The sequence below is a fragment of the Lactococcus sp. EKM203L genome, from assembly GCF_011800585.1.
Taxonomy (GTDB): Bacteria; Bacillota; Bacilli; order Lactobacillales; family Streptococcaceae; genus Lactococcus; species Lactococcus lactis.
The window spans coordinates 24,347-39,279 of record NZ_JAALEQ010000005.1 but is presented as its reverse complement, the minus strand read 5'-3'; the positions used below and the strand labels follow the sequence as shown (position 1 = coordinate 39,279).

The following is a 14,933-nucleotide window of genomic DNA, read 5'->3' as shown; positions in this document are numbered from 1 at the left end:
AATGATTGATGTTTCTCAAGTTGTGACAATCGCTGGAATTGATTCTTCTGGTGGGGCCGGTATTAATGCTGACCTAAAAACTTTTCATAATCAAAAAGTATATTCGGCAACAATTGTGACAGGGTTGACAGCGCAAAATACCTATGGAGTACAAGAAATTTTACCGACAAATAAAGCTTTTATTTTGGCTCAATTTGACTCAGTATTTTCTGATTTGGAAATTTCGGCAGCTAAAACGGGGGCACTTTTTGATACTGCTCAAGTTGAAGCGGTAATTCAAGGCTTGAAAAAATATAAACCGAAGCATTTGGTGGTGGATCCAGTAATGGTGGCTAAAGGCGGGGCAATTCTTTTGACAAGAGAAGCCATTGATTTGATAAAAAATGAATTGTTACCTTTAGCAGAATTGGTCACTCCCAATTTGGAAGAGGCAGAGGTTATGTGTGGCTATAAAATTATTGACGAAAAGGAAATTTTAAAAGCCCTTCATGATATTCAAAAGTTAGGTGCTAAAAATGTGCTGATTAAAGGGGGACATGGTAATGGAGAACTGGTCAGAGATTATTTATTGATGACAGATGGTTCTGTCAGTACTTATGACTCTAAAAGATTACTGACAGAAAGAACACACGGAACCGGAGATACACTTTCTTCTTATATTACAGCTCATTTAGCTTTAGGAGAAGATTTAAAAGAAGTGATGTCAAAAGCTAAATTGTTTATTACTGAAGCTATTTCACAAACAATTAATGTTGGTCACGGTCATGGACCGTTAAACCATTGGGTGACAATTAATGAAAAATAAAATTTTAGACCTGAGGGCGTATTTTATTGCTGGCCCACAAGATTTTCCAAAACTTTCAATTGATGATGCAATCGATAAAATTTCTGTAATCATAAAAAGTGGAGTAACGGTTTATCAATTTCGTGATAAGGGAACAATTTATAAAAATAATAATCAACGATTAGAAGTAGCAAAAAGACTACAAGAAGTAGCTCAGAAAGCGGCTGTTTCTTTTATTGTGAATGATGATGTTGAATTAGCGCGTGAACTGTCAGCTGACGGGATTCATGTCGGACAAGACGATGATTCTGTCAGTAAAATTCGTGAGCTGATTGGACAAGAAATGTGGGTAGGACTTTCTGTCAGTAATGATATGGAATTAGAAAGCGCTCAAAAAAGTGGAGCTGACTATTTGGGAATTGGTCCAATTTATCCAACAAATAGCAAGTCCGACGCAGCAGAACCAATTGGGGTTGACCATTTAAGAAAAATGCTTGAGCATAATCAATTACCAACTGTTGGAATTGGTGGAATTACTGAAAATTCACTGACAGAGCTTTCAAAAATTGGTCTGGGTGGAGTTGCGGTAATTTCTTTGCTGACAGAATCCGAAAATTACAAAAATATGGTTCAAAAAATTAAGCAAAATATTAGATGAAAAAGATGTTGTACCCTTAAAAATACAACAAAACAAAATGATTCCGTTTTCTTTTTATTATATAAATTAAACTTACACAAATGTAAGTTTTTTTTCTTTAATAAATGTTATAATCAGAGTCATAAATGATATGAGATTAACTGATTATTCTAAAAACCTCTTATTACTTTATATTTAAAAGGAGTTCCAATGGACAAGAAAAAAGAAATTCGTCTATTTTTGGCTAAAACAGTATTTTACTTTATAATTATTTTAATTCTGCTCTATCTTTATTCCTACAGTCATACTGGCGGAGCACACTTTATCTATAACGAATTTTAGAGAGAATTATCGAAGGAGTTAATTATGAAATTATTAGAACAAATTTTTGAAATTGCAAAAAAAGAACCAGACCTTATTGTACTTGCCGAGCGTGAGCAGAAATTTACTTACCGTCAATTATTTGCCGCGGTTTCACATATCTCAGAACAAATCAATGAACGCAATTTAAATCAGCGTCCAATCTTGATTTTCGGTAAAAACGATTTTATCACTTTAGCAGCCATGCTTGCGACAAATTTAACTGGTCACGCTTATATTCCTGTTGATGCTCACACACCATTTGAGCGGACAGAAATGATTAAATCAGCGGCAAAACCAGCGGCGGTACTCACTACAGTTGAGCTGTCAGCAGATTTTGAAGCACTTTTTACTGACAGAATTTCTCTTGAACTTACTGACCAGATTTTGACTGACAAACTTCCAGCACTTGATTTTTCTAAAGCTGTTTCTGGAAATGACAGCAATTATATTATTTATACTTCTGGAACAACAGGAGTACCAAAAGGTGTTGAAGTCAGTCATGATAATCTTGTGACTTTCACCAATTGGATGAACAATGATTTTATGAAAATTGAAAATAATCAAATCTTGTCACAAGCCCTTTACAGCTTTGATTTATCAATTTTCAGCTTGTATCCAAGTCTTACAACTGGCGGAACATTAATTTCACTCTCACGTGACGAAACAACCAACTTCAAATTACTTTTTGAGCGTTTGAACAAAACGGTCATTAATACTTGGATTTCAACACCATCATTTGTTGATATTTGCTTATTGGACCCTTCGTTCACTGAGAAAGAACACCCTCAATTAGTTCAATTTATTTTCTGCGGTGAAGAATTAACAAAGAAAACAGCAGAAAAATTACTGACAGCTTTTCCGTCAGCAACTATATACAATACCTATGGTCCAACAGAAGCAACAGGAGCCATTTCGTCAGTAAAAATCACGAAAGAATTACTGACAGAAAATGATCGTGTCCCAATTGGTTTTGCCAAACCAGGTGTTGACTTAAAAATTATGGATAAGGAAATCATCATTGTTGGTGATTCGGTAGCCAAAGGTTACTTTGAAAATCCAGAAAAAACTGAGCAAGCCTTTTTCACAGTCGACGGAAAACCCGCTTATCATACAGGAGATGCCGGTTCAATTTCCGCTGACGGAATGCTCCGTTACCAAGGACGAATTGATTTTCAAGTTAAATTTAATGGATTCCGTATTGAACTTCAAGATATTGAAGCCAATATTCAAAACTTAAAAGAGATTGAAAAAGCGGTAGTCTTACCGAAAACAAATGACCAGCATAAAGTCACCGCATTAATCGCTTATTTAGAAACAGAAAAAACATTTGAAGACCGTGCAGCCGAACGCGCCTTCACAAAAGAACTCAAAGCTGAACTTTCAAAAACAATTATGGATTACATGATGCCAACTAAGTTTGTTTATCTTAAAAAGTTCCCATTGAATCAAAATGGCAAAGTTGACCGCAAGGCACTCGCCCAAAAAGAGCGAGGTGACAACTAGTGCAACCCTATTCAACACCCTTTTACTTCGTGATTTTAGGACTTGCTTTAATTCCTATCGTTATTGCCCAGCTTCTGGGCAAAAAACTCATGTGGTATCAAGTCCTATTGACCATCGCTTTTCTTTGGCTGACATTTTCGGGAACAGTGACAATTTGGGCATTAATCGGCTTCGGAGTCTTCCAGACCATCATTGTAAAATTCTATGAGTGGTATCGAGTAAAACAAAACAAGAATCAGAGTTTTGTTTTCTACCTCATCATTCTGCTCTCTATTTTGCCATTAGTGATTGTCAAAGTGCATCCTCTGTTCAATCCAGGACCTGGACCAGGTTCAATTCTTGGATTCTTAGGAATCTCTTACATCAGTTTTAAGACAGTAGCCATGATTATGGAAATACGAGACGGACTTATTAAAGCCGTTCCTCTTAAAGAATTTCTATATTTCCTCTATTTCTATCCAACGATTTCATCAGGACCAATTGACCGCTTCCGACGTTTTGTTAAAGAACTAAAAGCGCCAGTTGTCACTGAGAAATACCTTGATTTATTAAATAAAGGTGTCTTTAGAATTTTCCAAGGTTTCCTTTATAAATTCATCATCGGATACTTGATTGACCAATATTGGCTACATGGCATTGCAATCTCTGCAACGATACACCCAAGCTTCTTGAATGTTTCATCATCAATGTATGCTTACGGACTCTATCTATTCTTTGATTTTGCTGGCTACTCACTCTTTGCCATTGGTGTCAGCAATTTAATGGGATATGACCTCCCACACAACTTTAACAAACCCTTCTTAGCTAAAAATATTCATGACTTTTGGCAAAGATGGCACATGACTTTGAGTTTTTGGTTCCGTGACTTTGTATTCATGAGATTAGTGAAAACATTCATGGTTAAAAAATGGTCGAAAAATATGATAACCATCTCAAATGTTGGTTACCTCGCAAATATGTTACTCATGGGATTCTGGCATGGTTTAACTTGGTATTACATCCTTTATGGTTTCTACCACGCTATGTTAATGATTGGGTATGACGCATGGAAACGTCTGAAGAAACGTAAAAACTGGAAAATTGCAGATAATAAATGGACAAGTGCTATAAGTATTTTCATTACATTTAATCTAGTATTTATCAGTTTCCTTATTTTCTCAGGAATACCAAATCACATCATTATGCACTGCATAGATCCACATTTCCCACTTCCTAACTTCTAAAAGGCGTTAGGCATATCATAAAAAAACATTAGGAGAAACAAAATGAAAGAACAAATTTTTGATATTATCGAAACCGTATCAGGCACAGACGAATTCCGTGAAGACTTAGACATGGATTTATTTGAAGAAGGAATTCTTGATTCAATGAGAGCCATCATGCTCATTGTTGAATTAGAAGGCGCTTTTGATATCAGTCTTCCACCATCAGAAATGGACCGTGAAGATTGGAATACAGCAAATAAAATAGCAGCACGCGTTCAGGAAAAAAAGGATGAAAATTAAAATTTTTAGAGCCATTGGCCCATTAATTGCAGCTTTAGCCCTTGTTGGCTTACTGATATTTCTCCCAATAAATGTTGGTATGAAATACTCAAAAGACCAACTTATTAAATTTGCTCAATCACCACTAAATACTCCAAGCTTTACAGGCTATTCAATTAAAAAACAAGCCTATTCAGACCCCGAGTTTTTACCAGTTCTTGGTTCATCAGAAATGGAACATGTGGATTCTTTTCACCCAAGTGCCTATTTCAAAAAATACAATTCTGGTTTTACGCCATTCTTAGTAGGACAACCAGGAACAACTACTTTAACCCACTTTTTCTACATGAACTCTGTGGCAAATGAGTTAAAAAATCGTAAAATTGTTTTTGTCATTAGTCCACAATGGTTTTCAAAACAAGGAATTGTTGAAAGTGAATTGAAAAACTTTGTATCCAAAGGTGAGATTTACGGTTGGTTAAAAGAAGCAGATCCTAAAGAAAATACCACCACCCAACTTGCAAAACATTTATTAAGATTTAGATCGCTTAAATCTGAAGAGACGATTTATAATTCTCTAGAACGTCTAGCAGATAAAAAACCACTGACCACTCTACAAAAAATGACTGTGGCGACCAATCTTCAATTTTGGCGAAAAGAAGATTTACTCTTCTCAAGTGTTTCACAATTCACAGCACAACCTCTTGGACTTACACCAAAAATTAATAAGTTTGCTAAAGAATTACCCAATGATCCAACCTCTGAAAACTTAGAAAAATTGGCAGTTGATCAAGGAAAAGATAGTTCAAATAACAATCCTTTCCAAATCAATAATAAAGTTTGGGATAAGAAAATAAAATCCAAATACAAACATCTTGAAAATTTTAAAAAGCATGTTACCTATTTAGAAAGCCCAGAGTATCAGGATTTCCAACAGCTCTTAAATGTGTTTGCCAAAAATAATAATGATGTTTTATTTGTTATTCAACCAGTAAATGGCTCATGGTCATCTTACACTGGAGTATCAAAAGCAACACTCGAAAATTTCAGCTCTAAAATTAAAACACAATTGCGCAGTCAAGGCTTTTATCAAATTGCTGACTTAACAGATATGTATAACACGCCTTATGCCTCTGGTGACACTGTCCACTTTGGTACTAAAGGTTGGTTGGCTACAGACAAAGCAATTGAAAAATTCATGAAGACACCAAGTAAGGTCAAATATCATATTGATAATTCGTTATTTTTATCAAAAGATTGGGCAATGAATGGTGCAACAGAGTCTATCATAAATTAAATAATAAAAAAAGATTGACAAAAATAGAAAGAACAGTTATAATTGTTTTGGTTATGCCATAAGCATAGCCGTCGGTAGGTGAGGCTACCGCAGGGATACGGGTTGCTGCCGCAGAGTCGTGGAGACACGATGAGAGGGCCAACAGTTCACGTCGAAAAACAAGGCGTGAAATAGTGCAACAACATCGCCCTGCGGAGCTAAAGCTTGAACGATAGCTTGTAACTGATTCGCTCTATAATAGTGATATCTTTTTTGGAATTATTCCCTTGCCTACGTTCAAGTTTTGTAGGCAAGGTTTTTTGTATTTAAAAAAGGAGGTGAAAAACGGAAATGGAATCCCAGACCATTAATAGTCCCGAGCCTGATAGGCCGCAGATAATTAACGTGATAAGAGCAGCTTTCCGTTTTTATCACCTTCTTTAAAGTGCCTAACGTTTGGGACTGTACACGCAAAAATATTATAGAATATGAGGTACAGACCAATGAAAAAAATTAGAAAAACACTCGAAAACACAAAAAGAGCTACAACATTTGTAGATAACAATGAAATAAATGTAAGATTAGAATTTGCAAAAACTTCTACAAAAGAGGAGCTATTTCAAAAATTTAAAACATCAAATAAAGGATTAAGTGAAGAACAAGTAGAAATCTCTCGTGAACAATATGGAGATAATACGATTACGCGTGGTAAAAAAACTTCACTTATTAAACGGCTTTATCAAGCGTTCATCAATCCTTTTACCATTATATTGTTTGTCTTAGCATTAGTTTCAGCTTTTACGGATATTATCTTAGCAGCTCCTGGTGAGAAAAATCCCCAAGGACTCATTATCATTACTACAATGGTTTTAATCTCAGGAATTCTGCGTTTCGTTCAAGAGACTAGAAGTGGAAATGCTGCTGAGAATCTCTTAAAAATGATTACGACGACGACAAACGTTCATAGATTAGAATCAGGAAGTCAAGAGATTCCTATTGAAGAAGTTCTCGTAGGCGATATTATCCATCTATCAGCTGGAGACATGGTTCCAGCAGACCTTAGGATTATTCAAGCAAAAGACTTATTTATCAGCCAAGCCTCTTTAACTGGTGAAAGCGAACCAGTAGAAAAACTAGATTTAGCTACTGATGAAAAAGATGATTCAATCACAGAGTCAGTAAACCTAGCCTTCATGGGTTCAAATGTCATTTCTGGTAGTGCTTATGGAGTTGTAATTGCAACTGGAGATGCGACCATTTTTGGTGAAATGGCAAAAAGTGTAACCGAAGACTCAACTAAAACAACTTTTGAAAAAGGCGTTAACTCAGTTTCATGGGTCCTTATTCGCTTTATGTTAGTTATGGTTCCATTTGTCTTATTGATCAATGGTTTCACTAAAGGTGATTGGATGGAAGCTGCACTATTTGCTTTAGCAGTTGCTGTTGGTTTAACACCAGAAATGTTACCAATGATTGTGACAACTTGCCTAGCAAAAGGTGCAGTCACAATGTCAAAAGAAAAAACAATCATCAAGAACCTAAATTCTATTCAAAATCTAGGTTCAATGAATATTCTCTGCACTGATAAAACTGGAACATTAACACAAGATAAAGTAGTATTAATGCGTCATTTAGATATTCATGGGCAAGAAAATATTCGAGTATTAAGACATGGATTTTTGAATAGTTACTACCAAACTGGTTTAAAGAATTTAATGGATTTGGCAATTATCGAAGGAGCCGAAGCCAAGCAAGATAAAAATCCTGAACTGGGTGGTCTAAGTAGTAAATATACAAAAGTTGATGAAATTCCTTTTGATTTTGAAAGACGTCGGATGAGTGTTGTAGTAAAAAGCAATACTAATGGAGCGACTTCAAAAACGCAAATGATTACTAAAGGTGCGGCTGAAGAAATGTTAGACATCTGTACTTTAGTCGAAGATAAGGGAAATGTTGTTCATTTAACTCCTGAACTCAGAGCATACATTCTGAAAAAAGTTGATGAACTTAACGAAGAAGGAATGCGCGTGATTTTAGTCGCTCAAAAAACAAATCCTTCACCAGTAGATACATTCTCGGTTCAAGATGAATCTGAAATGGTGTTAATGGGTTATCTTGCCTTTCTTGATCCACCCAAAGAATCTACAGCAAAAGCAATCAAAGCACTCAATAAATATGGGGTATCAGTTAAAATCTTGACTGGTGATAACGATAAAGTTACTCGTTCAGTTTGCAAACAAGTAGGACTTCCAGTTGATAAAACTATTTTAGGTTCTGATATCGACCAATTAGATGATAATGAATTGGCAAAGGTTGCCAAGGAAGCTTCTGTTTTTGCTAAGTTATCACCTCAACAAAAAGCCAGAATAGTAACAACACTTAGAAATTCAGGCAATAGTGTCGGCTATATGGGAGATGGTATTAATGACGCAGCAGCAATGAAATCATCTGACGTTGGAATTTCAGTAGATAGTGCTGTAGATATTGCCAAAGAGTCAGCTGATGTAATTTTGTTAGAAAAAGATTTAATGGTTCTTGAAAAAGGAATTATTGAAGGAAGAAAAACCTATGCTAACATGATTAAGTATATAAAAATGACAGCAAGCTCTAATTTTGGTAATATGTTCTCAGTTCTAATCGCTAGTGCATTTTTACCATTTATTCCAATGTTATCTATTCATATTCTCTTACTTAATTTAATCTATGATTTCTCTTGTACCGCTATTCCTTGGGATAATGTCGATGAAGAATATTTGGTTGTTCCAAGAAAATGGGATGCAAGTTCTGTAAGTAAATTCATGTTGTGGATTGGCCCAACAAGTTCCGTATTCGATATTACAACTTATCTCCTAATGTTCTTTGTGATTTGTCCAGCAACATTTGGACCATTTAGCTCTCTTGTTCCTGGAAGTACAGCATATATTGGATTTATCGCGCTCTTCCATACTGGCTGGTTTGTTGAATCAATGTGGACTCAAACCTTGGTTATCCATATGATTCGTACTCCTAAAATTCCATTTTTACAAAGTCGTGCTTCGGCTCCATTAACAATCTTAACTTTCATGGGAATCATTGGACTCACAATCATTCCATTCACAAGCTTTGGAGATTCAATTGGTTTAATGGCTTTACCAATTAACTTTTTCCCATGGCTAATTTTAACAGTAGTGATGTATATGATGCTTGTCACCATATTTAAAAAAATATTTGTTTCAAAATACGGTGAATTACTTTAAATAAAAAATAAAAGTGGTGATAATTTATCCCACTTTTATTTTACTTTGGTATAGTCTATGCTATAATTAAATCAAGAAAAGTAAGGTAAAAAAATGAAAACATCAAAAAATGAACAAGACTATCTAAAGGCAATATATAGCCTAAAAAATGAAAATAATGGATCTGTTAGTATTAATGCCATTGCTCAAAAATTATCAGTATCATCACCAAGCGCCACTGAAATGATTAAACGATTAGCCAAAAAAGAACTTGTTATTCATAAACCTTATTATGGGGTATCACTTACAGACTTAGGAAATCACGAAGCGAGATTTATTTTAAAAAGTCATAGGGTCTGGGAAACTTTTCTTTTTGAGAAGGTTGGATATACAATGGAGGAAGTGCACGATGAAGCCGAAAATTTAGAACATGCTTCATCACCAAGGTTGATTGAATCTCTGTATGTCCTGATGGGCTATCCAGCAACTGACCCTCACGGCTCAGAAATTCCTACAGAATCATTTTGGCTGAAAAATGAAGTGGAACTCACACTTGATGAAGCACAAGTTGATCAGACTTACCACGTTACTACTATAGAAGAAGAAGGAAAAAACTTTTTCAAAAAATTAGAAATTTCTCTTCCACATCTTATTAAAGTAATCGATAAATTAGAAGATAAATCAATAATTATTAAAGAAGATCGAGAAAGTACAATTGTAATCCCACCATTTTTACAATCTAAAATTCATCTCATGCATAGAAGATAAGATAAGATACACTAAAAGTCCAAGAAATTTATTTGGACTTTTTATTTTTGAGTTTTCATATAGTTTTAAACTATAGGTCATCATATTAAAAATGTATTATTAAAGTTTTATTAAATTTGATAAGATAGACCTATTAAAAATTGGAGACTATGACTATGAAAAAATCAATTATTGCTTTCCCACGTATCGGTTCAAACCGTGAATTAAAATTTGCTCTTGAAAAATATTTTCGTAAAGAAATTACAGAAGAAGAATTACAAACAGTAGCCAAAGAAATTCGGTTGGAAAATTGGAAAAGTCAAAAAGAAGCTGGAATTGACTCACCTATTTCCAATGACTTTTCTTTCTATGACCAAACCTTAGATTTATCAATTGCTCTTGGTGTAATTCCAGAGTCTTATAAAAATTTAGAATTAAATGAACTAGATACTTTATTTGCATTAGCGCGTGGTTTCCAAGATGAACAAAATGACGTAAAAGCAAGACCAATGAAAAAATGGTTTAATACAAACTATCATTATTTAGTTCCAGAAATTAACAAAGATACGATTATTAAAGCAAATTTTTCAAAATTATTAAATGAATATAAGGAAGCAAAATCTGCTGGGTTTGAAACCAGACCAACAATTATTGGCCCATATACATTTTTAGTTTTAGCAGATTACAAGTCAGGAGCCACGAAAGATACAGTATTATCTGATGTTATTGTAGCTTTTCAAACACTACTAAAAGAACTTAATCAACTAGGAGTAGAATGGTTACAGATTGAAGAACCAGCACTTGTTTTAGACCAAACTGAAGAAGAAAAAAAATTATTTGTGAGTATTTATGAAGAACTACTTAAGAGTAAAAACAACCTTAAGATACTTCTTCAAACATATTTTGGAGATGTTCGTGATAGCTATAAAGAAATAATAAAGCTTGATTTTGATGGTATTGGTCTTGATTTTATAGAAGGAAGAGATTCTTTAGCTCTTATTCAAAAATACGGTTTTCCCAAAGAGAAAATACTTTTTGCAGGATTAGTAAATGGAAAGAATATTTGGCGTAATAATTATCAAAAGACACTTGAGCTACTGGCCTCTTTAGATGAAGTAGTAGATATCGTAATTAATACAAGCTGCTCTTTACAACACGTTCCAGTAACAGTTAAAAGCGAAACTAAATTATCAAAAGAAATCCTTAAACACTTTTCATTTGCCACAGAAAAATTAAATGAAATTGATGAAATTTCCGATATTTATTTTAATAAAAACACTTCTTTTTTGAAGAAGAATGTCGAACTTTTTGAAAATGAAAGAGTTCGTGAAAATTCTAAACTTAAGCAAAAACTTGATCATTTAACAGAAAAAGACTTTACTAGACAACCGTCACTAGTCGAAAGACGAGCAAGTCAATCTCAATCGCTTAATTTACCGCTTTTACCAACCACAACCATCGGTTCATTTCCTCAAACGGCAGAAGTGAGAAAAGTTCGGCTACAAAATAAGCGAGGAGAATTAAGCCAAGCAGATTATGACACATTCTTAGAAGAAAAAATAAAAGAATGTCTTAAACTCCAAGAAGATATTGGATTAGACGTTTTAGTCCATGGTGAATTTGAACGAAATGACATGGTAGAGTATTTTGGAGAAATGTTAGAAGGTTATGTTTTTACTCAAAAAGCATGGGTTCAATCTTATGGAACACGTTGTGTCAAACCTCCAATCGTGTGGGCTGATGTCACTAGACCAGAAGCGATGACCGTCCGTTGGTCAGCCTATGCTCAATCTCAAACATCTAAACCAGTAAAAGGAATGCTGACAGGTCCTGTAACGATTCTAAATTGGTCTTTTCCGCGAGAAGATATTTCATTAAAAGCAAGTACTTTGCAATTGGCATTAGCTGTTCAAGAAGAAGTTCTTGACTTAGAAAAAGCTGGCATTAAGATTATTCAAATTGATGAGGCAGCTTTGAGAGAAAAGTTACCACTTCGCAAAAGTGATTGGTATAAAGAATATCTAGATTGGGCAATCCCTGCCTTTCGTTTAGTTCACTCTAAAGTAAAACCGGAAACGCAAATTCACACGCATATGTGTTATTCTGAATTTGAAGATATTATTCCATCAATTGACGCAATGGATGCTGATGTAATTTCTTTTGAAGCAAGTAGAAGTGAGCTATCAATTATCGATGCATTGAAAGCTCACCATTTTAAAACTTTGGTTGGACCTGGAGTCTATGATATTCATTCTCCACGAATACCTAGCGTAAAAGAAATACAAAATCAATTAGAAAAAATATTGGCCAAATTACCAATTGAACAAGTTTGGGTAAATCCTGATTGTGGTCTTAAAACACGTGGTAATGCCGAAACCATTCCTAGTTTAAGACACTTAGTTGAGGCAACTAGGGTGTTAAGAAAGGAAAAGGTTGAATATGACAAGTAATTCCAAAATTCTTTCTTTTGAAGTTTTTCCATCTACAACTCAAATTGGAAGTACCAACTTGGTAAAGACCTTGGATAGCCTAAGAACTCTCTCGCCAGATTTTATCAGTGTAACTTGTAGTAACAATAATTATGATAATATTGGAGATACAACTATAAAGTTTGCTGATTATGTAAACAATACACTAGATATTCCAGCGGTTGCTCATTTACCTGCCGCTTATTTAGATAAAGCTCAAGTGATCGAAATTTTGGAACGGTTAAAAGATAAACAAATCAAAAAAATTCTTGCTTTAAGAGGTGATATCAGCGATGAACCGATGAAAGATGATTTTAGATTTGCAAGTGATTTGGTTAAATTTATCAAAGATTATGATGATAGTTTTGAAGTTTTAGGTGCTTGCTACCCCGATATTCATCCCGAATCAGTAAATCGAGTGAGTGATTTTCATTATCTGAAAGAAAAAGTAGATGCTGGTTGTGACAGATTAATCACGCAACTATTTTTTGATAATGATAGTTTTTATGATTTTCAAGAACGGTGTGCAATTGCTGAGATTAATACTCCAATATTCGCTGGAATAATGCCAGTAATCAATCGAAATCAAATTCTTCGTTTATTAAAAAATTGTAATACGCCATTACCAGCAAAATTTATTAGAATACTCGAAAAATATGAACATAACCCTATCGCTTTAAGGGATGCTGGAATTGCTTACGCCATCGATCAAATCGTTGATTTAGTAACAGAGGATGTTGCTGGAATTCACCTCTATACGATGAATAATGCAAATACAGCACACTCCATCCATGCTTCAATTTCTTCTTTATTTACCGTTTGATACATAATAAAAGTTATGTAAAAAGAAATTTTGAAATAAAATTAAGAAAAAATAGATAAATAATTGACAAATCAAAAAATTTTAATTATACTAACTAATAATATTAAATATCGAGGTTCCAAAATGATTAACAACTTTAAAAAATTTTATTTTTTCTTTATGAATGATCCACATTAGTTTTTGGCTAATAAAATGTGGGTCCTCTTTGATGTTCGTTAATCATCTAGGGGATAAAGAAGACGTCCCCTGGGACGTCTTTTTTATTATAAAGGAGGCACATAAAAAGTAAAATAGAAAAAATTTATTGCAAGTAAAATATTATTAAGTATTTTTACTAAAAAACTATAGAAAAAAGGTAAAAGATGACTTTTAAAGAACTCAGTAACAAAATTAACATTAAAGATGTAAAAGAGCTAAATCATTTAAATGATGAGCAACGAGAAAAGAAAGAAAAACGTGATAAGGAACTTGAAGCGATAATTAAGGGTGAAGACGATAGAATTCTCTTAGTCATTGGCCCCTGCTCATCAGATAATGAAGCTGCAGTTCTAGAATATGCTCACAGATTGTCAAAACTTCAAAAAGAAGTAGAAGATAAAATTTTTATTGTAATGCGTGTTTATACTGCAAAACCGCGGACAAACGGAGATGGCTATAAAGGTCTCATTCATGAACCTGATGCAGATGGACATACAGACCTTATCAATGGGATAAAAATGGTTCGTGACCTTCACTATAAAGTAATTACTGAAACTGGTCTGACTACAGCAGATGAGATGCTATACCCAGAAAATCTACCATTAGTTGATGACTTAGTAAGTTACTATGCAGTTGGCGCTCGCTCAGTTGAAAATCAACAACATCGCTTTGTTGCCTCAGGAATAGATGCCCCAACAGGAATGAAAAACCCGACATCAGGAAATTTAAAAGTTATGTTTAATGGAATGTATGCAGCCCAACAATCTCAAGATTTTCTATTTGGGAATGCTGAAGTAGAAACATCAGGAAATCCATTAGCTCATGCCATCCTTCGTGGTGGACAAGATGAAAATGGTAAAAACCATCCAAATTACTATACAGATAATCTTCTTGAAAGTATCGAAATATACGAAAAAATGGGCTTACAAAATCCATTTATTGTTATTGATACTAATCATGATAACTCTGGGAAGAAGTATATGGAACAAATAAGAATTGTTCGTCAAACATTAGTCAATCGTAATTGGGATGAACAAATTCATAAATATGTTAGAGGATTTATGATTGAATCATATCTTGAAGACGGTCGTCAAGACAAACCAGAAGTATTTGGAAAATCAATCACTGACCCATGTTTGGGTTGGGATAAAACAGAAGAACTTATTAATGAAATTTATAATTCGTGATTGTAAAATGAGAAGGGATGAGTGAGAAACTTAATAGAATATTTTCATATTCTGTTCAAATAGAAAATAAATTTTTCTATATCGTACCACCTTTTAAAATAATAATATAAAAGCGTAGTTTTGCTACTTTTTTAATTTATCTTTTTATATAAGTTTTAGTTTATAAAAAAATAAATCTTTCATTTGTGTATTTTTTAAAAATAAGATGTATAATGTGTTTATCATCTACAGATGTAAACTTTAAAAAA

12 protein-coding genes and 1 riboswitch are annotated in these 14,933 nt (G+C 33.9%); all 12 genes read left to right on the top strand.

Features of this window, described 5'->3' with window-relative positions; translation table 11 throughout:
- Position 1: 1 nt before the first annotated feature.
- A complete protein-coding gene (gene thiD / locus HFD15_RS09525; RefSeq protein ID WP_167593603.1) occupies positions 2-805 on the top strand; it encodes a bifunctional hydroxymethylpyrimidine kinase/phosphomethylpyrimidine kinase in 804 nt (267 codons plus the stop codon).
- Positions 795-1,442 carry a thiamine phosphate synthase gene (gene thiE, locus HFD15_RS09520; protein WP_058217057.1) on the top strand — a complete coding sequence of 216 codons (648 nt, stop codon included), beginning with the start codon at positions 795-797 and terminating at the stop codon, positions 1,440-1,442. Before thiD ends, thiE begins: the two co-directional genes overlap by 11 nt.
- Positions 1,443-1,631: 189 nt before the next feature.
- Positions 1,632-1,763 (top strand): teichoic acid D-Ala incorporation-associated protein DltX, encoded by a 132-nt coding sequence (gene dltX / locus HFD15_RS09515; RefSeq protein WP_003130223.1) that lies wholly within the window; start codon positions 1,632-1,634, stop codon positions 1,761-1,763.
- 24 nt (positions 1,764-1,787) lie between these two features.
- Positions 1,788-3,287 (top strand): D-alanine--poly(phosphoribitol) ligase subunit DltA, encoded by a 1,500-nt coding sequence (gene dltA / locus HFD15_RS09510; RefSeq protein WP_017864536.1) that lies wholly within the window; start codon positions 1,788-1,790, stop codon positions 3,285-3,287.
- The gene (gene dltB, locus HFD15_RS09505; protein WP_029343965.1) at positions 3,287-4,510 is read left to right on the top strand and encodes a D-alanyl-lipoteichoic acid biosynthesis protein DltB; all 1,224 of its coding nucleotides are present in this window, start codon (positions 3,287-3,289) and stop codon (positions 4,508-4,510) included. The genes dltA and dltB overlap by 1 nt, the downstream gene beginning before the upstream one ends.
- Positions 4,511-4,552: 42 nt before the next feature.
- Positions 4,553-4,792 (top strand): D-alanine--poly(phosphoribitol) ligase subunit DltC, encoded by a 240-nt coding sequence (gene dltC, locus HFD15_RS09500; protein WP_003130226.1) that lies wholly within the window; start codon positions 4,553-4,555, stop codon positions 4,790-4,792.
- A complete protein-coding gene (gene dltD / locus HFD15_RS09495; protein WP_058208362.1) occupies positions 4,782-6,068 on the top strand; it encodes a D-alanyl-lipoteichoic acid biosynthesis protein DltD in 1,287 nt (428 codons plus the stop codon). The genes dltC and dltD overlap by 11 nt, the downstream gene beginning before the upstream one ends.
- Positions 6,069-6,131: 63 nt before the next feature.
- Positions 6,132-6,292, top strand: a riboswitch (M-box (ykoK) riboswitch).
- 258 nt (positions 6,293-6,550) lie between these two features.
- Positions 6,551-9,283, top strand: a complete 2,733-nt coding sequence (gene mgtA, locus HFD15_RS09490; RefSeq protein ID WP_081042654.1) for a magnesium-translocating P-type ATPase — start codon at positions 6,551-6,553, stop codon at positions 9,281-9,283.
- 93 nt (positions 9,284-9,376) lie between these two features.
- Positions 9,377-10,030 carry a metal-dependent transcriptional regulator gene (locus tag HFD15_RS09485; RefSeq protein WP_167593604.1) on the top strand — a complete coding sequence of 218 codons (654 nt, stop codon included), beginning with the start codon at positions 9,377-9,379 and terminating at the stop codon, positions 10,028-10,030.
- A gap of 155 nt (positions 10,031-10,185) precedes the next feature.
- Positions 10,186-12,459, top strand: a complete 2,274-nt coding sequence (gene metE / locus HFD15_RS09480) for a 5-methyltetrahydropteroyltriglutamate--homocysteine S-methyltransferase (protein WP_058208364.1) — start codon at positions 10,186-10,188, stop codon at positions 12,457-12,459.
- Positions 12,449-13,300 (top strand): methylenetetrahydrofolate reductase [NAD(P)H], encoded by an 852-nt coding sequence (metF, locus tag HFD15_RS09475; protein ID WP_021723445.1) that lies wholly within the window; start codon positions 12,449-12,451, stop codon positions 13,298-13,300. The genes metE and metF overlap by 11 nt, the downstream gene beginning before the upstream one ends.
- A 362-nt stretch (positions 13,301-13,662) precedes the next feature.
- Positions 13,663-14,685, top strand: coding sequence for a 3-deoxy-7-phosphoheptulonate synthase (locus tag HFD15_RS09470; protein ID WP_017864532.1), 1,023 nt, complete (start codon positions 13,663-13,665; stop codon positions 14,683-14,685).
- Positions 14,686-14,933: the final 248 nt, after the last annotated feature.